This is a genomic window from Micromonospora sp. NPDC003944 (genome assembly GCF_053605225.1).
On sequence record NZ_JBSGIV010000014.1, the window covers coordinates 35,734 to 52,782 of the forward strand.

12 protein-coding genes are annotated in these 17,049 nt (G+C 69.2%); 9 read left to right on the top strand and 3 right to left on the bottom strand.

Annotation, left to right across the window (positions count from 1 at the left end):
- Window positions 1-8: 8 nt before the first annotated feature.
- Window positions 9-1,016: a 3-oxoacyl-ACP synthase III family protein gene (locus ACWER9_RS09570; RefSeq protein WP_452301389.1), complete on the bottom strand. Its 1,008-nt coding sequence runs from the start codon at window positions 1,014-1,016 to the stop codon at window positions 9-11.
- A gap of 171 nt (window positions 1,017-1,187) precedes the next feature.
- Here ACWER9_RS09570 and ACWER9_RS09575 point away from each other — a divergent pair, with 171 nt between their 5' ends.
- From ACWER9_RS09575 to ACWER9_RS09590, 4 genes are read left to right on the top strand one after another with little or no spacing between them, the layout of a single operon-like run.
- On the top strand, window positions 1,188-2,204 hold the full coding sequence (locus tag ACWER9_RS09575; RefSeq protein WP_452301390.1) for an amidohydrolase family protein: 1,017 nt from the start codon (window positions 1,188-1,190) through the stop codon (window positions 2,202-2,204).
- A 4-nt stretch (window positions 2,205-2,208) separates the two neighbouring features.
- Window positions 2,209-3,018, top strand: a complete 810-nt coding sequence (locus ACWER9_RS09580) for an arylamine N-acetyltransferase family protein (protein WP_452301391.1) — start codon at window positions 2,209-2,211, stop codon at window positions 3,016-3,018.
- 3 nt (window positions 3,019-3,021) lie between these two features.
- Window positions 3,022-3,867 carry an arylamine N-acetyltransferase family protein gene (locus tag ACWER9_RS09585; protein WP_452301392.1) on the top strand — a complete coding sequence of 282 codons (846 nt, stop codon included), beginning with the start codon at window positions 3,022-3,024 and terminating at the stop codon, window positions 3,865-3,867.
- The gene (locus ACWER9_RS09590) at window positions 3,864-4,847 is read left to right on the top strand and encodes an NADPH:quinone reductase (protein WP_452301393.1); all 984 of its coding nucleotides are present in this window, start codon (window positions 3,864-3,866) and stop codon (window positions 4,845-4,847) included. The genes ACWER9_RS09585 and ACWER9_RS09590 overlap by 4 nt, the downstream gene beginning before the upstream one ends.
- Window positions 4,848-4,858: 11 nt before the next feature.
- Here the strand turns inward: ACWER9_RS09590 and ACWER9_RS09595 are convergent, their stop codons facing one another.
- A complete protein-coding gene (locus ACWER9_RS09595) occupies window positions 4,859-6,634 on the bottom strand; it encodes a helix-turn-helix domain-containing protein (protein WP_452301394.1) in 1,776 nt (591 codons plus the stop codon).
- 264 nt (window positions 6,635-6,898) lie between these two features.
- Between ACWER9_RS09595 and ACWER9_RS09600 the strand changes: the two genes are divergently transcribed.
- From ACWER9_RS09600 to ACWER9_RS09620, 5 genes are read left to right on the top strand one after another with little or no spacing between them, the layout of a single operon-like run.
- Window positions 6,899-7,441, top strand: a complete 543-nt coding sequence (locus tag ACWER9_RS09600; RefSeq protein WP_452301395.1) for an SRPBCC family protein — start codon at window positions 6,899-6,901, stop codon at window positions 7,439-7,441.
- A gap of 10 nt (window positions 7,442-7,451) precedes the next feature.
- Window positions 7,452-9,023, top strand: a complete 1,572-nt coding sequence (locus tag ACWER9_RS09605) for a class I adenylate-forming enzyme family protein (protein WP_452301396.1) — start codon at window positions 7,452-7,454, stop codon at window positions 9,021-9,023.
- Complete coding sequence (locus ACWER9_RS09610) at window positions 9,020-10,228, top strand: FAD-dependent monooxygenase (protein WP_452301397.1); 1,209 nt, start codon at window positions 9,020-9,022, stop codon at window positions 10,226-10,228. Before ACWER9_RS09605 ends, ACWER9_RS09610 begins: the two co-directional genes overlap by 4 nt.
- Window positions 10,225-12,201: an FAD/NAD(P)-binding protein gene (locus ACWER9_RS09615; protein WP_452301398.1), complete on the top strand. Its 1,977-nt coding sequence runs from the start codon at window positions 10,225-10,227 to the stop codon at window positions 12,199-12,201. Before ACWER9_RS09610 ends, ACWER9_RS09615 begins: the two co-directional genes overlap by 4 nt.
- On the top strand, window positions 12,201-13,619 hold the full coding sequence (locus ACWER9_RS09620; RefSeq protein WP_452301399.1) for a class-II fumarase/aspartase family protein: 1,419 nt from the start codon (window positions 12,201-12,203) through the stop codon (window positions 13,617-13,619). Before ACWER9_RS09615 ends, ACWER9_RS09620 begins: the two co-directional genes overlap by 1 nt.
- A gap of 587 nt (window positions 13,620-14,206) precedes the next feature.
- Here ACWER9_RS09620 and ACWER9_RS09625 read toward each other — a convergent pair.
- Entirely contained in the window at window positions 14,207-16,501 is a 2,295-nt protein-coding gene (locus ACWER9_RS09625) for an MMPL family transporter (RefSeq protein WP_452301400.1), read from the bottom strand.
- Between the last annotated feature and the right edge of the window lie 548 nt (window positions 16,502-17,049).

Here is a 17,049-nt window from a genome sequence, read left to right on the forward strand (position 1 = left end):
AGTTACTTCTACCGGGCCGCCTGCAGAAGAGTTATCCCCATGGTCATCCCGCCACCGAACGCGGCGAGGAGTAGCAGGTCGCCGGGGCGGACCGCACCGGAGCGGCGCAGCTGGTCGTAGGTGATCGGTACCGACGCCGCCCCGGTGTTGCCGTAGACGCCCAACGTGGTGGCGAACCGCTCGAACGACACTCCGAGCCGATCCGCCATGGTGGCGAGGATCCGTCCGTTGGCCTGGTGTGACACCAGGTGGCTGATCTCCTGCGGCCGTATCCCGTGCTCGGACAGGAACCCGGCGATGCCGGGAGTTACGTGGTCGTCGATGAAGTCGCGTACACCGCGCCCGTCCATGGTGAAGTAGTGCGAGCCGTCACGCATGGTTTGCTCCGAGGCCGGCATGCGGCTGCCGCCGGCCGCCACCCCGACCAGGCCGTGCGCCTCGCTGAAGCTGATCAGCCGGGTGGCAAGGATGCTGTGCGCCGCGCCGACGCCGATCACCGCGGCTCCGGCCCCGTCACCGAAGAGGACCGTCGTGCGGCGATCGCGCGGAGAAAGGATGCGCGAGTAGACGTCGGCGCCGATCACCAGCGCCGGGCGGTCGCCATTCGCGGCCACCAGCCGCTCGGCGACGGCCAGGCCGTAGCTGAAGCCGCTGCACACCGCGTTGACATCAAACGCGACCGTGCCGCGGCCAGCGCCGATCTCGCTCGCGACGATGCTGGCGGTGGGGGGTTGCGGGGAATCCGGGGTCGAGGTGGCCACGACGACGAGCGCCAGATCCGCGGCGTCGATGCCGGCATCCGCGAGGGCCATTCGCGCGGCGCTGATCGCGAGGTCAGAGGTCGCCTCGTCGGCCTTCGCCCATCGCCGTTCCCGGATCGCCGTCTTCTCGAACACCCAGTCGCCGGTCACGCCGGCGTGCTCGGCCGCCTCGGCGTTGGTCACCACCCTGCCCGGCAGGTACGAGCCGGTGCCGAGCACGCCGACCGGCCGTTCGCCTCGTGGAAATGTGAGCATTCACCAAATCCATTCCTTCGCCGGAGCCCGTCGACGAAAGCGATACGGACGGGCACGGATTCTGGCGCTTAATGTATGGCACCCGGACCGCCCGAGCAACAGTCAAAAGAGAGGTGACACATTAGCTCCGGCGTCCTTGGCAGGGGCATGTGCGATTGCAAGGATTCGAATGTGGACGTCAACCCCGGCAACGAGCCGACCGGATCGCCGTGGATGGATGCCATCGACGTGCACCACCACATCATTCCCGACTTTTACAGCGCGGAGCTCCGCGATATGGGCGGCGTCGCCGTGCTTTCCGGTGTCGATCGGCCGTCCTGGAGCGTCGCCAGCAGTCTCGCCATGATGGATCGGCAGGGAATACGCGCGGCCGTGGTCAACCTGTGGCCGGGCGTGCCGATGCTGGAACGTTCCCGATCCCGCGCTTTCGCGCGCCGACTGAACGAGTATCTCGCCGAATTCGTGGCCGACGGCGCTGGCCGTTTCGGCGCGTTCGCGGTGCTGCCGTTCCCGCACCTCGACGACTGCGTCGAGGAGTTCGTGTACGCGATCGACGTGCTCGGCCTCGACGGGCTCGGGCTGCTGACCAACTACGACGGGATCTACGTCGGGGACCGTCGGCTCGATCCGCTGCTGGCCGAGGCCGAGCGGCGGCGCACACCGATCTTCATTCACCCGGGAGTTCCGCCCTCGGTCGGTCAGCCCACCTTCGGCCTGCCGCTCTCCCTCTACGAGTTCCCGTTCGAGTCGGTGCGGCTGGCCGCCCAGCTTCTCTACAACGGCACCCTGGAACGATTCCCTGACCTGCCGATGATCCTGCCGCATGGCGGTGGTGGGATCAGCTACTACGCCGACCGGCTCACCTATGGCTCGATCATCAGCGGCGAGCTCGCCGCCCGCCTCCCCGACGATCCGATCGCCGCGCTCCGACGGCTGTATTTCGACGTGGCGATGTGTGGTGGCCGGCACTCGTTCGCCTCACTCCGGCTCTTCGCCAACGTCGAGCGGATTCTGGTCGGCTCGGACTACCCGTTCATGCCGGAGAACTTTGGCGCCTCGAACGGTGAGGGAGTGGCTCGCCTCGCGCAGTTCGACCCGCCGGAATGGGCCGCGGTCAATCGCGCCAACGCGGAGAGGCTCTTTCCCCGCTTCCGCCCCACGGCGAGCTTCCCATCCACAGAGAGGTGAAGACATGCTCGACGACACGACGGTCGCCGCGTACCTGGACCGGATCGGCACCTCGCGGCCGGAGCGTCTCGACGCCGACGCGCTGCGGCTGCTGCACGCGCGACACTCGCTGACGGTGCCGTTCGAGACCATCGACTACCACCTCGGCAAGGAGATCTTCGTCGACGAGCGCGTGGTCGAGAAGATCGTGTACCAGCGCCGGGGCGGCGGCTGCGGGGAGATCAACACCTCGTTCCACTATCTGCTTGAATCGCTGGGCTTCGACATCACCATGCACCAGGGTCGGGTCTGGCTCGGGCAGGAATTCACGCCCCCGTACAACCACTCGGTGAGCACCGTGCGGTTCGGCGACGATCGATGGCTGGTCGATGTGGGGCTGGGCCGCAGTAGTCGCTATCCGCTGTTGCTGGAGTCGCCGCAGCCGCAGGACGACCCGCACGGCACCTTCTCGACCAAGCGGGTCGCCGACAACGCCACCGACGTCTACCGGGCCGACGTGTTGCAGTTCCGCTTCTACGACGAGCCGATCGCGGCCAGCGACGGCATGCAGGTCGTGTGGTGGTACCGCACCTCGCCCGACTCGCCGTTCCTGAAGAACCTGTCCACCACGCTGCCGACGGAGAACGGGCGGGTCATCCTGCGCGAGAACAAGCTCGTCGTGATCGACGGGGATCAGCGGCGGATCGAACGGATCACCAACGACGAGGATCTGCTGGCGGCGTACGACAAGTACTTTGGCATCACGCTCGACAAGCCGCCGGTGCCGAGCCCGCACGCCAACAAGTCAATGCGTATGTCGTACGAACAGGACTGAGCCGTGCTGACCGAGCAGCAAGTACAGGACTACCTCATCCGGATCGGCGCCGACCGGCCCGAGCGCCCGGACCTCGCCGCACTGCGTGACCTGCAGGAGCGTCACACCCTCACGGTGCCGTTTGAGAGCATCGACTATCACCTCGGTCACGAGATCTACATGGACAAGCGGATCGTGGACAAGGTGGTGTACCGGCGGCGGGGCGGCGGCTGCTACGAGATCAACACCGCTTTCTACCTGCTGTTGCAGGCACTGAACTTCCCGGTGACGCTGCACCAGTGCCGGGTCTGGATCTCCGGGCGTTTCACCGCCCCGCACAATCACGTGATGATGACCGTCCACTTCCCGGACACCGGCTCACGCTGGATGTCCGACGTCGGCTTCGGCAAGAGCAGTCGTTTTCCGATGCGGCTCGGCACGACCGAGCCGCATGTGGATCCGCACGGCCTGTTCAGCTCACGACGCCCGGAGCCGGACACCACCGACGTCTACCGCAACGATCTGCTGCAGTACCGCTTCTATGACGAGCCGGCCGAGTTGCCAGACTTCCGGCAGAACCTGTGGTGGTACCGCACCCATCCGGCGTCACCGTTCCTGCAGAACATGTTCTGCTCCCTGCCCCTGGAGAATGGCCGCGTCACCCTGCAGGGCAACAAGCTGACTGTCCTCGCCGACGGCCGGCAGACCACCGAGACCCTGGTCGGCGACGCCGCCGTGCTCGAGGCGTACCAGCGCTGGTTCGGGATCACCCTGGACGAGCCCCCGGCGCCGGGTCCGTACGCCGACGATTCCATGCGCATGTCTTTCTTCCAGAGTGACGACGGCCTCAAGAGCCTGGTGCTGCGGTGACGACCGTGCGTGCCGCGTACATCGACCGGCTCGGGCCGGCCGCCGCGATCCGGTACGGCGACCTGCCCACGCCGCATCCCGGACCGACCGATGTGCTTGTCGACGTCGTGGCCACGACCGTCAATCATGTCGACACATTTGTCCGCTCGGGCGCGTTCCGGACGCACGTGCCGCTGCCGTTCGTCGTGGGGCGCGACCTGGTCGGTGTGGTCGCACGCTCCGGTGATGGTGTCGCCGAGTTCCACGCCGGAGACCGCGTTTGGTGCAACAGCCTCGGCCACGGAGGCCGCCAGGGCGCCGCGGCGCAGCGGGTCGTGGTGCCCGCGGATCGGCTCTATCACCTGCCTGTGGAGGCATCGGCGGAGGCGGTAACCGTGCTGCATCCGGCCGCGACCGCGTACCTGGCGTTGGCCGTGCACGGACGCCTGCGTCCCGGCGAGACGGTAGTGGTCGGCGGGGGCGGCGGCAACGTCGGCACGGCGTTGATCACGCTGGCGGTGGCTCTGGGAGGTCGCGTGGTGGCGACCGTCGCGCCCCGGGACGAAACGTTCTGCCGGTCCGCGGGCGCTGCGGAGGTCATCGACTACGCGGCGCCCGATCTCGGGGAACGGTTGTCGGCGGCCTGCCCGGAGGGCATCGACATCTACCTGGACACCTCCGGCACCAACGATCTGGATCTGGTGGTCGGGCGGCTCGCGGCCCGCGGCCGGATCGTGTTGCTCGCCGGCGCCCGAACCAGGCCGGCACTGCCCGTCGGTGACCTTTACACGATGGATAGGTCGATCGTCGGCTTCGTCATCTCGCATGCGACGACCGCCGAGCTCGCGGAGGCTGCCGGCGCCGTCAACCGGCTGCTGGCCGCGGGCCGGCTGAACCCACGGGAGGTGGTCCGCTTCCCGTTGTCCGACATGGCGAAGGTGCACCAGATGGTGGAGGACGGAGAGATGCGCGGGCGCCGGGCACTCGTCGTACCCGGCTGACCCGGCGGGTGTCACAGCTCGGTGAGCAGGCGGTGGAGGCGGAGCGCTAGCTGTATCTCCAGTGCCCGTGACGGGCGCTGCCAGGTCGGGCCGAGCAGCCGCGTCACCCGCTCCAGCCGCCGGGTGACGGTGTTCGGGTGCATGTGCAGCAGTTTCGCCGCGTTGGTCGGGCTGCGCCCGGACTGGAAGTACGCGTCGAGCGTTCGGCCCAGGTCGCCGTTGCGGTGCCGGTCGTAGTCCAGGATCGGCTGGAGCGTGGTGTCGATGAACTGGTCGATGCCCTCCCGCCCGGCCAGCAGCATGGGCAGGAAACCGAGCTCCTGCACGGATACGCCACGGCCGCCCAGGTCCATCAGGATCATGATTTCCAGGCAGCGCAGGGCCTGCCGGTACCGTGCGGCCACGCCTACGGGGCCGGAGCTGGGGTTGGAGGCGGCTGCCGTCACCGGCCGGCCGAACAGCGATCCCGACTCGTCGGCGGCCGTTCGGGCGACCTCGGCCGGGTCGGTCTCTCCCGGCAGTAGCAGCACGATGTCGCCGTCGTGCATGGCGGACAGCCCACCGCTACGGGCGGCGAATGCCGCGCTCCACACCGACGCCCAGTGCGGGCTGACGCCGTCCGGACGCAGGACCACCACGACGTACGGCCGGTCCAGGTGGACGTCGAGCCTGCGCGCCTGTTCCACGAGTGTGTCGGCGGGCTTCGGCGTGGTGATCATTTCGTTGAGCAGCGCCCGCCGGGCCTGACTCTCCATGCTGTCGTCGAGTTGCCGCAGGATGACCGCCGCCGCCTGGCCGATCAGGAGCAGTAGCTGCTGATCGGGCTCGCCCGGTGCTTTGTCGATCTCGACGAGCAGGCTTCCCATTCGCCGGTCGCCGGCCAGTACCGGGACCACCCAGGAACGCACGTCGTGGGCGATCGGATCCCGACCGGAGGCGGCCGGACCAGGGAGCACCTCGGTGAGGCCGCGTCCGGCCGTCGGGCGGCTCGCGGCAACGACGAGGCCGTCGGCGGTGCACAGACGCACCGATCCGCCGATCCGCCGGTCCGCCTCGTCGACGAAAGCCTGTGCGTCACCCCTAGCCACGGCCAGGTCGATGAAGCCGTAGTGCACCGAGCGCAGAGCCTGTAGCCGGTCCAGGTCGGCGGCGGCGCGGGCGGACTGCTGCTCGAGCCCATAGAGCCGGGCGATCGCGAGGTCGAGCAGTTGCGTCTTTTCCATCGCCGCACCGGCCAGCCGGGCGAACGAGGTCAGTTGGATGCGCTCGCTGACGATGATCGCCCGGGGCCGTCGGTCGCTGAGGTACAGCGCGGTGACCGAGCGGCGGGGGGCGGATCCATGAACGCGGCCGAGTCGTACGGCGATCACCGGGTGCAACGGTTCCTCGCGGGGATCGCGCGGGCCGACCCCGGGCTGTCCGGCGGCCCCCCGAGCATCGTCCGAGAGGCACCAGAGAGACGAGCCGTCGAGCAGCGCCGCAGCGGACGGGTGGCTACCCGGCAGGCGCAGTTCGGTGCCCATGCCGGAGCCGTCCACCGCGCGTACCGTGATCGTGGACCCCTCCTCGGACACGACGGCGACGAATGCGACCGGTGCGTCGAGCAGCCGCCGCCCCTGACGGGCGATGTCCTGGAGCAGGGTGCCCTCGTCCTGCGGTGGCGCGAGGCCCTGCACCTGGCCGGCACCTCCGTCCGGCTCAGCGACGTGTACGGATCCGTAACGTGGGTGGGCCGACAGCAGCGGTTCTGCAAGCACGGTGGTGCCTTCGTCGATCTTCGTAGACATGACTCTCCCCGTGTCCATAGTCGCGTCCCGGGCGTTGGCGCGCGGCACCTCCCGACGATGCCGAGCGGGTGTGCATGTCGCATCACCCATCGTCACGCCGCGCACTTGGATCGCTACCCGAGATCCAGGCTAGAGCGTCGGACGGCGCGAAGAATATGGCGTGAATCAAGTAATTCGACGGTCGGCGCGAGCGACGGTGGCGACCTGATGGATCAGCTCCGAACGCTTTGACCCCCCGGGAAGTCGTTACCGACGATTCTCCCCATGGCCCAAACTGAGACCACCACGCCACTGTTCGAATCACAGGCGGAACTCATCGTCGAAGCCACCCCGACCGAGGTGTACGCGCTCGTCAGCGACCTTCCCCGCAGCCGCGAGTGGAGCCCCGAGTGCACCGGAGGCGAGTGGATCAGCGGCACGCCCGGTACGCCCGGCGCGGTGTTCCGCGGGCACAACCTGCGCGGCGAGGACGTCGTCTCCTGGGCGCCGGTCGTGCGCGGCACCTGGACCACCGAGGCGGAGATCCAGACCGCCGTCCCCGGCACGGAGTTCAGCTGGGCGATGCGAGACAGCCAGGGTCGTGCCCAGACGAGCGTGTGGGCCTTCCGGATGACCCGGGAGCCGAACGGCTGCCGGCTCGTGCACCACTTCCGGATGGATACCCCCACCGAGGGAATCCGAAAGATCACCCGGGACATGGGCGACGACGAGCGCCGGCGGTTCATCACCGAATGGGGCGCCAAGGTCGGCGCCGACCTGCACGAGACGCTGCGCCGCATCAGGGCGATCGTCGAGAGCGAACGGTAGGAGTCCTGACATGTTGCTGCAGAGAATCGCCAACCGCGGCATCCGATTGGGCACGCTCTTCGAGCGAGCCGCGGCCGCACACCCGGGCACCGACATCACCCTCGACCACGACCTCGACGTGGCGCCGGAGTTGGGGCGGCGGATCACCGTCGGTGCCATCGCCGACCTGATCGCCGACCTCGCCTCCCGGCTGCATGCCGCGGGTGTACGGCCCGCGGACCGGGTGGTGGTGTACAAGTCTCACAATTTCGACATCACGCTGACCGCATGCGCGCTGGCCCGGATCGGCGCCGTGCCGGTGCTGCTCTCTCCCCAGCTCGACGGCGCCACGGTCCTTCAGCTGATCCGTCGCGCCGGCCGGCCATACCTGCTGACCGACCGCGCCAAGATCGAGCACGAGCTGCCGGAGCCGGTCTTCACCGAGACCGCCGGGGTGCTGCTCGCAGCCGGCGAGCATCCCCGTACCACCGCCCTGCGGGCGCTGACCGGCGTGCCGGAGGTCGCTCCGATCATCATGGCGCCGGAACAGCCCACCCTGATCACCCACACCTCGGGCACCACCGGCATACCGAAGCTGGCCGTCCACACCAGCCGGACGCTCCAGGCGCGCTACCGCCCGCAGGCGTCGATCGCCGCGCTGGTCCGGCGCCGCTGCCCGGTGGCCATTCACGTCTCCTTCGTGCACTCCCGGCTGTTCACCGCTCTGGCGATCACCCTGTTGCGGGGGTTTCCGCTGATCGTGCTGGCCGACAACGACCCGGACCGCGCCGCGGATCTGTTCGCGGCCCACCGGCCGGGCGTGCTGGAGACCCATCCCAACTCGTTCCTGCGTTGGGAGCGGTTGGCGGACGACCCTCGTCGGCCGCTCGCCACGGTGCGCTACTTCAGCAGCACGTTCGATGCCATCCATCCACGGACCGTGCGGCGGATGCTCGCGGCGTCCGCGTATCCGAATCCGGTCTTCGGTCAGTTGTACGGGCAGAGCGAGGTCGGTCCGGTGGCTGCCCGCGCCTTCACCCGCAAGCGGCCGGAGGGCGCCGACGGGCGCTGCGTCGGCATGCCGTTCCCCGGCATGACCGACGTGCGCGTGGTGAGCCGGGACGGGCGCCGCCCCACCTCCGAGAATCCCGGCTACATCGAGGTGCGTACCGACGGGCGCATCGTGACCTACCTCGGCGAGCAGGAGCGGTACGAGGGTCAGCGCCACGGATCGTGGTGGCGGATGGGCGACCTGGGCTACCGGACCCGGTGGGGTTGCCTGCACCTGCTGGACCGTGAGGTGGACGAGATCGACGGGTTCGGCAGCACGCTCGCGGTCGAGGACACCCTCTTCACCCAACTCGACGAACTCGTCGAAGTGATCATCCTGCCGGCTCCGCAAGGGCCACCGGTCCCGGTGATCTGCACTGACGGGGACCGCCCGCTCGACATCGCCCGCTGGGCCGCCGCGGTCGCCACCCTGCCTCCCATGGCACAGCCCGTGCAACGGCGTCTGCAGGACCTCCCGGAGACCGCCACCACCAAGATCAAGCGGCTGGAGCTGGCCCGACAGCTGCACGACCGGGGCAGCGCGGCGAAATGAGCACGCGAGCACCCGTACGTGTCCTGGTCGCCGGAGGCGGCATCGGCGGGCTCGCCGTCGCCCTCGCGGTGGCGGCACACGGACATCACGTGACGGTCCTGGAACGCCAGCCGGAGTTCACCGAGCTGGGCGCGGGTATCCAGCTGGCGCCCAACGGCCTGTACGCGCTGGACGTGCTGGGCCTGGGCCCGCAGGTCCGGGCGAGCGCCGTCGCGATGTCCGAGCTGCGGTTCATGGACGGCGTGACTGGCGAGCACGTCACAAGCATGCCGCTGACCGAGGAGTACGAGCGTCGATTCGGCAGCCCGTACGTGGTGGTCCATCGCGCAGAGCTGCACCGCCAGCTACTCGACGCCTGCCGAGGGCGGCCCCGGATAACCCTGCGCCCCAACGCGTCCGTCACCAGGTACACACAGTCCGCGGCCGGCGCCACCGTCCATCTGGATTCCCGCGAACAGCTGCCAGGCGACGTGATCATCGGCGCCGACGGCATCCATTCCCGGATCCGCCGCCAGATGATCGACGACGGCGAGCCACGCAACTCCGGCATCACCGCATACCGCGCCATCGTCCCCATGGACCGGGTTCCCGCCCGGGTACGCCGGGACGCCGTCACCTGGTGGGCCGGCCCGGACTGCCACTTCGTGCACTACCCGATCAGCGGCGGCGCCTACCTCAACATGGCGGCCAGCCACTTCGACGGCGCGCCGACGCTGATCGCCGGCCGTCCGACCGAGGGTGCCCTGGTGCGGGCCGCGATGTCCCAGCTCCCCGCGGTCCGCGACCTGCTGAGCCTGAGCGACGACTGGCGTGCCTGGGTGCTGGTCGACCGGCCACCGATCGACGGCTGGACCGACGGCCGGGTCGCCCTACTCGGCGACGCCGCGCACCCCATGCTGCACTACGCCGCGCAGGGCGCCTGCCAGGCCCTGGAGGACGCGGTGGTGCTCGGCGACCTGCTCGGCCACGGCGTCGAGCCGGTGCGCCAGGTGCTCCTCCAGTACGCCGCTGCGCGACGGGAGCGAACCTCGGCGGTACAGGGCATCTCCCGCGACAGCATCCGGCTCTGGCACGCTGCCGGCGACGCCGCGTCGGCCCGCAACCAGGCACTCGCCGCGATGACGCCGGAGCACCTGCACGACACGGTGGCCTGGATGCACGGGGCCCGGGTAGCCGCCCGACGACCGAGTGAAGCCGTGCGATGACCCGTACCGGCCATCTGGAGATCTGTGTCGTCGGCGCCGGACCGCGCGGCCTGTCCGTCCTGGAACGACTCTGTGCCCAGGAACGCCACGATCGGGCCTGCGCCAGCATCACCGTGCACGTGGTGGATCCCGCCGTCCCTGGCTCCGGCGCGGTGTGGCGCACGGACCAGTCACGGCTGCTGCTCACCAATACGGTCGCCTCGCAAATCACCGTCTACACCGACCCGAGTTCTCGGCTGGACGGCCCGATCGAGCCTGGACCCAGCCTCTACGAGTGGGCGAAGAGCGTGGCGCTGCTTGGCCCGCTCGGCGGGCACGACCAGGCCATCCTCGACGAGGCCCGGGAACTCGGCCCCGACGACTATCCCAGCCGGGCGTTCTACGGCCATTACCTGCGGGACAGTTTCCGTCGGGTCGTCGCGAAAGCGCCGCCGCACATGTCGGTTCGCTGTCACCGCTCCCGGGCGGTGGCGATCGCCGACACCTCGGGCGTCACCGGCGGCCCGCAGGGCGTACGCATGGCCGACGGCACCCGGCTGCACCACCTGGACGCCGTCGTGCTCACCCTGGGTCACGTGGCCTCCCGGCTGGATCCCCGGCAGGCCCGCGCCGCGAGCCTGTCCCGGATCCACGGGCTGACCTACCTTCCCCCAGCCAATCCGGCCGACGTCGATCTGGATCACATCGTCGCGGGTGAGCCGGTGCTGTTGCGGGGACTCGGGCTGACCTTCTTCGATTTCTTGATCCTGCTGACGGTGGGTCGGGGGGGAACGTTCGACCGGGCTGACCGGCGCCTGCGGTACCGACCGAGCGGGGCCGAGCCGATGCTGTACGCCAGTTCGCGGCGCGGAGTGCCGGCGCACGCCCGCGGCGACAACCAGAAGGGCGTGTCCGGCCGGTACCTGCCCCGGCTGCTGACCGCGGAGGCGGTGACGCAGTTGCGAGCGCGTCGTGCGCGCGGCGAGTCGATCCGGTTCCGGCGGGACCTGTGGCCACTGATCGCCGCCGAGGTGGAGAGCGTCTACTACGCGACGTGGCTGCGCCGGGCGGGGTCGGTCGACCAGGCCGATTCCTTCGTGGAGCGCTACCTGGCTGCGCCGGAGGGACGGCACGCGGCGCTGCTCGACGAGTTCCAGGTACCGACGGTGGACCGCTGGGACTGGGAGCGGCTGGCCCATCCGTACCGTGATCGCACCTTCGGCAATCGGGACGATTTCCGGGCCTGGCTCATCGAGTACCTGGCTCGTGACGTGGCCGAGGCGCACGCGGGCAATGTTCGTGGGCCGCTGAAGGCCGCTCTGGACGTTCTCCGTGATCTGCGCAACGAAATCCGCCTGGCGGTCGATCACGGCGGCATCGACGGCGACTCCTACCGCGACGAGCTGACCGGGTGGTACACGCCGCTCAACGCGTTCCTGTCGATCGGTCCACCGGCTCGGCGCGTCGAGGAGATGGTCGCGCTGATCGAGGCGGGTGTCCTGGAGCTGACCGGGCCCGGTACCCAGATCGTCATCGACACGCAGACGCCGGCGTTCGTCGCGACGTCGCGGGTGGTGCCCGGGCCGCCGGTGCGTGCCGGAGTTCTCATCGAGGCGCGACTACCCGAGGCGGATCTGCCCGGCACAGCCGAGCCGTTGCTGCGCCACATGCTCGACACCGAACAATGCCGGCCCTACCGGATCCCGTACGGCAACGGAGGCAGACATGAAACAGGAGGACTGGCCGTGACCGAACGTCCGTACCGGGTCATCGACGCCCAGGACCAGGCGCACCCTCGCCGCTTCGCGTTCGGTGTGCCCACCGAGTCGGTGCACTGGGTCACCGCGGCCGGCGTCCGTCCCGGCGTCGACTCGGTGATCCTGGCCGACGCCGACGCGATCGCGTCGGAACTCCGGTCACTGCCGCCAGTGGGGCCTACGGTGACCGACCGTGACGCCTCGGGGGCCGCCGGTATCCACGGGGTGATCGTGTGATGGGCGACGTGGACGTGGCGGTAGACAGCGGGCTGCTGTCGCCGGTGCGCGCCGGCACGAGGGTCGAGCAGGTCGTCGGGGACCGGGCATGGCTGCAGGCCATGCTGGACGCCGAGGCAGCGCTGGCCCGGGCACAGGCCCGGTTGGGCACCATGCCGCCGCAGGCCGCCGCGGTGATCACCCGTACTGCCCGGGCCGAGCTCTTTGACCTCCGGGAGATCGCGCTGGCCGCCCGGGACACCGCGAATCCGGTGGTGGCACTGGTCAGCCGTCTCACCCGAGCCGTCGCGGAGCTCGACCCCGCATCCGCCGAGTACGTCCACCGGGGCTCAACCAGCCAGGACATCTTGGACACCGCGGCGATGATGGTCGCACACCACGCACTGACCGTGGTGGACGGTCATCTCGGCGAGGCCGCCGACGCGTTCGCCGAGCTGGCCCTCGTTCACCGCGATGCGCCGATGGCCGGGCGCACACTGGCCCTGCACGCCGCACCCACGACATTCGGGCTGAAGGCGGCGGGCTGGCACCAGTTGCTGGTGGACGCGCGTGTCCGCCTGCGTCGGGTACGGAACGAGGGCCTGCCCGTGTCGCTGGGCGGGGCGGCCGGTACCTTGGCCGGCTATCTCGAGTACGCGGCGCTGGACGGCGTCGCCGAGCCCGGTCCCGAGTACGTTGACCGCCTGGTGGCGGCGTTCGCGGAGGAGACTGGGCTGAGCCGGCCGGCGCTGCCGTGGCACACGCTGCGTACTCCATTGGCGGACCTCGCCGCGGTGCTCGCCTTCGTGGCCGGCGCTCTGGGCAAGATCGCGGTCGACGTGCTCTCGCTGGCCCGCAGCGAGGTGGGAGAGGTGGCGGAGCCTGCTGCCAGCGGTCGAGGTGCCTCCTCGGCAATGCCGCACAAACGGAATCCGGTCTTCGCCACGCTGATCCGCAGCGCCGCTCTCCAGGTGGCGCCGATGGCGGCCGGACTCACCCAGGCGCTGGTCAGTGAGGACGAACGGTCCGCCGGTGTGTGGCACGCCGAGTGGTTGTTGCTGCGCGAGTGCCTGCGGCTGACCGGCGGTGCCGCCGAGACGGCCGTGACACTGGCACGAGGGCTGGTGGTCCACCCGGATCGGATGGCTGCCAACCTCACGATCACTCGCGGCCAACTCACCTCCGAGCGGATCGCCGCCCAGCTCTCCCGTTCGGTCGGCCGGGACCGGATCAAGGAGGTGCTGACCCGGGCCTCCGCGGAAGCGGAGGCCACCCTGCGTAGCCTGTTTGACGTTCTGGCGGAAACACCGGAACTGCGGGACCGTTACACCGCCGAAGACCTGGCTCGGATCGGCGATCCGTCCCGGTATCTCGGCGCGGCAGGCCACTTGGTGGACGGGGTGCTCGGCGACCGGCCGAGCCCTAAGGGCGCACGGTGATGAGCCGGTCCGTGCCCGCCATACGGCTCGTCCAGACCCGTGCTGATGATCGCCGATGATCATAGGCGATTGGGAGCGATCGACCGGCCCATCGCGGAATGAGCAGCGCCTTATCCGGGATCGACCGAGCCTCCATCGCACGGTGAGCGTCGGCCCGTCCAGCAGCACGTCGACCGGTAGGCCGCCAAACGCGTGACGTACCGCGTCGGTCCAGCTGTCCTCGGTGTAGTCGACGACAGCGTCGGCGCCGAGCCGCCGCACCTGCGCGAGCTTGACCGCGCCACGGGCAGGCCCCGACGACCTGTGCACCAAGCTGGACCAGCAGCGTTCCCATGCCGCCCGCGGCTCCCAGGATCAGCATCCGGTCGCCCGGCTTGACTCCAACTCCGCCGATGAAGCCCTTGGCGGTGACGCAGTCGTGCGCAAGAGCAGCCGCGGCCCGCAGGTCCAGGCCGTCGGGGACCGGCACTAGCCGGTCCATGCCGGTGCGGATCAGCTCGGCATCGGATCCCTATTGCGGTGAGGGCTTGGAAAAGGAGTGCGGGGAATGGGTCTTGGGGGTTCCCCGCACTCCTCCCGAGGAAGGGTCAGACTCTGGCCGCTTCCTCAACCTCGGCCGGGGGTGCCGAGGTGATCTTTGGTGCCCGGCGTCCGGGCATCCACCAGTTGGCGTTGCCGCACAGTTCCATCACCGCTGGGACGAGGATCATCCGGATGATCGTGGCGTCGACGAGCACGGCGACAGCCATGCCGAGACCGATCTGCTTGACCGAGACGTCGGGGCCGAGCAGGGCGGTCGTGAAGACGGCGATCATGATGGCGGCGGCGGCGGTGATGACTTTGGCGGTCCGTGCCAAGCCGCGCGTGACGGCCCTGCGGGTGTCGCCGGTGGCCTCGTACTCCTCCCGGATCCGCGAGATCAGGAAGACCTCGTAGTCCATCGACAGGCCGAACAGGAGCGGGAACATCATCATCGGCACCCAGGTCGTGATCGGCATCTCGGTGGGGAACCCGAGGACCGAGCCGAGCCATCCCCACTGCACGACCGCGACCAGCACGCCATAGGCCGCGCCGATCGACAGCAGGTTCATCACCGCGGCCTGCAGCGCGATCGTGACCGACCGGACCAGCAGGAGCAGCAGCACCAGGGACAGCACGATGACGACCCCGATCATCAGGGGCAGTCGTGAGCTGGTGTCGTCCGCGTAGTCGATCGCGCCGGCGTTCGGGCCGCCGAGGTAGACGTCTTCGCCGCCTGGCGTCGCGGGCAGCACATCGTCGCGCAGCTCGTGCACCAGGTCCGCGGTCGCCTCGTCCTGGTACCCGGTCTTGGGGAACGCCATGAAGATGGCGGCCTGCCCGTCCTCGCTGATCCGTGGTGGAGTCGAGTAGGCGATGCCCTCGGTGTTCCGGACCGCCTCGACGACGGGGCTCAGGTCGGCATCGCGGGAGTCGACCGCAGCGGCGAAGATGAAGGGCGCGCCGTAACCGGGGCCGAAGCCCTCCGAGAGGATCTCGTACGAGGTGTAGCTGCTCCGGTCATGGGGCTGGACGCTGGCATCGGGCAGGCTCAGCCGCATCGACAGCGCGGGTGCGGCAAGCACCAGCAGGATCGCGGTGGCCAGGACCGCGGCGATGAGTGGCTTGCGCTGCACCACGCCGGCCCAGCGCTCGGCGGGCGTGGGGCGCTCCCGCCCCGGTATGCCGGTTGCCGCCGTCCGGCGGGTCGTCCGACGGGGGAGGCTCAGCGAGTTGATCTTGAGGCCGGTGAAGCCCAAAAGCGCCGGCAGCAGGGTGACCGCGGCGCTCATCGTCACCAGCACGGTCGTTGACGCGCCGATCGCCACGCCGATCATCATCTTCTGGCCCATGGCGACCAGGCCCAGTAGCGCGATCACCACGGTCGTGCCGGCGAAAAGAACCGCGTGGCCCGCGGTGGTGATGGCCTTGACCGTGGCGCTCTCGGGATCGTCGCCCTCCTGCAGGCTGTCCTTGTAACGGGTCAGAATAAACAATGCGTAGTCGATCCCGACGCCGAGTCCGATCAGGACGGCCACGATCACCGTGAAGTCGGGCGAGGGGATCAGGTGCCCCGCGAGCTGCATCAGGGCTATGCCGCCGATCACCGCCAGCAGTGCGGTTATGAGGGGTAGGCCCATCGCGACCAGCGACCCGAAGGCGATGAACAGGATCACCGCTGCCGCCAGGATGCCCACCGCTTCGGCCGTGCCCTGCGGGGGAGTCTCCGCCTCCTCGGCCTTATCGCCGCCCAGCCCCAGCGCCACGCCGTCGGCGGATGCGTCCTTGACGGTGTCCACCAGAGGCTTGACCTCGGAAATCGACACGTCCACGGTGGTCAGCGGAATGGTCGTCCTGGCGATACGACGATCCTCCGTCACGAGGTTCTGGTCCTCGTACGGCGAGATCACCGGCCCGGTGATGGGGGAGGCGGCCAGGTCGGCGAGGACCTTCTCGATCTTCTGCCGAGCGGCGGGGTCGTCGATCCCCTTGTCTGCCTTGATCGCGAGCGTGAGCGTGTCGCCCTGCTGGTCGGGGAAGTGCTTCTCGATCAGGGCCTGGGCCTGGGCGGAGTGGGAGTCCCCGCCGGAGAACGAATTGTCGGAGGGAGCGCCGTAGCTGAAGCCGAGGAACGCCACGGCGACGACGCCGACGATCCAGCCCAGGAGCACCAGTCGACGACGCCGATAACAGAACCGGGCCAGTCCCGCCAGAGCTCCATCAGTACGTGGACTCTCGGTAGGCATCAGCTTCTCCTCATAGTTATTTAGCTTGCAGTGCAATACTCGTGTTCGGGGGTGTCCGCGTCGAGATGCAGATGAAGGCACTTTTCGGATCGCGCTACGACGGGCGCGGTACTCCATCCGCAGTACAGCTCGTCGGCATTCCCCCTTCATCGAAAGGGGCTCTGTGGTTCGGATGGCAGCCTGCTGCGCCGGAAAGCATCCGACTCGGTCGATGTCTGAACCGCAACTTCAGGATATCGACGTGCCTGACCTATCGGAAATGCGCGGCCAGCCCGGCGATCGGAGTAACTGTTGCTTCCGCATCGATGTCGTGATGCTCAGGTGTCGTGGTAGGCGACTCGGGCGAGCGTCAATCTCGCGCCGGTTCATCGCCTTTACCGCCACCTGAGGCGGCATACGGAGCAGCGCTTGCGCGGGTCGCGCAATTTCGTACGACGCACGAGGCGCCTCGATGCTCGGCCGCTACCCTCCAGTAGCGCACGAATTCCGCGCGTCGGGTGCTTCGGGTGGACGAGCCATGGCGACCATTCCGACCCGGCAGGCGCTCGATCCGGTCGACGGGCGCTGCGTCTGGTGGGTGTGCTGCGGCGGTCCACGGTAACGGTGCGTTCGATCAGGAGCACCTGGGGCGATGTGTGGTAGGCGAGGCCGGCCGGCATGGGCTG

Bases quoted from the DNA above. Each gene is read 5' to 3' on its own strand.
- ACWER9_RS09570 (WP_452301389.1), bottom strand. From the start codon at position 1,016: ATGCTCACATTTCCACGAGGCGAACGGCCGGTCGGCGTGCTCGGCACC.
- ACWER9_RS09580 (WP_452301391.1), top strand. From the start codon at position 2,209: ATGCTCGACGACACGACGGTCGCCGCGTACCTGGACCGGATCGGCACC.
- ACWER9_RS09595 (WP_452301394.1), bottom strand. From the start codon at position 6,634: ATGTCTACGAAGATCGACGAAGGCACCACCGTGCTTGCAGAACCGCTG.
- ACWER9_RS09600 (WP_452301395.1), top strand. From the start codon at position 6,899: ATGGCCCAAACTGAGACCACCACGCCACTGTTCGAATCACAGGCGGAA.
- ACWER9_RS09605 (WP_452301396.1), top strand. From the start codon at position 7,452: ATGTTGCTGCAGAGAATCGCCAACCGCGGCATCCGATTGGGCACGCTC.
- ACWER9_RS09610 (WP_452301397.1), top strand. From the start codon at position 9,020: ATGAGCACGCGAGCACCCGTACGTGTCCTGGTCGCCGGAGGCGGCATC.
- ACWER9_RS09615 (WP_452301398.1), top strand. From the start codon at position 10,225: ATGACCCGTACCGGCCATCTGGAGATCTGTGTCGTCGGCGCCGGACCG.
- ACWER9_RS09620 (WP_452301399.1), top strand. From the start codon at position 12,201: ATGGGCGACGTGGACGTGGCGGTAGACAGCGGGCTGCTGTCGCCGGTG.
- ACWER9_RS09625 (WP_452301400.1), bottom strand. From the start codon at position 16,501: ATGGAGTACCGCGCCCGTCGTAGCGCGATCCGAAAAGTGCCTTCATCT.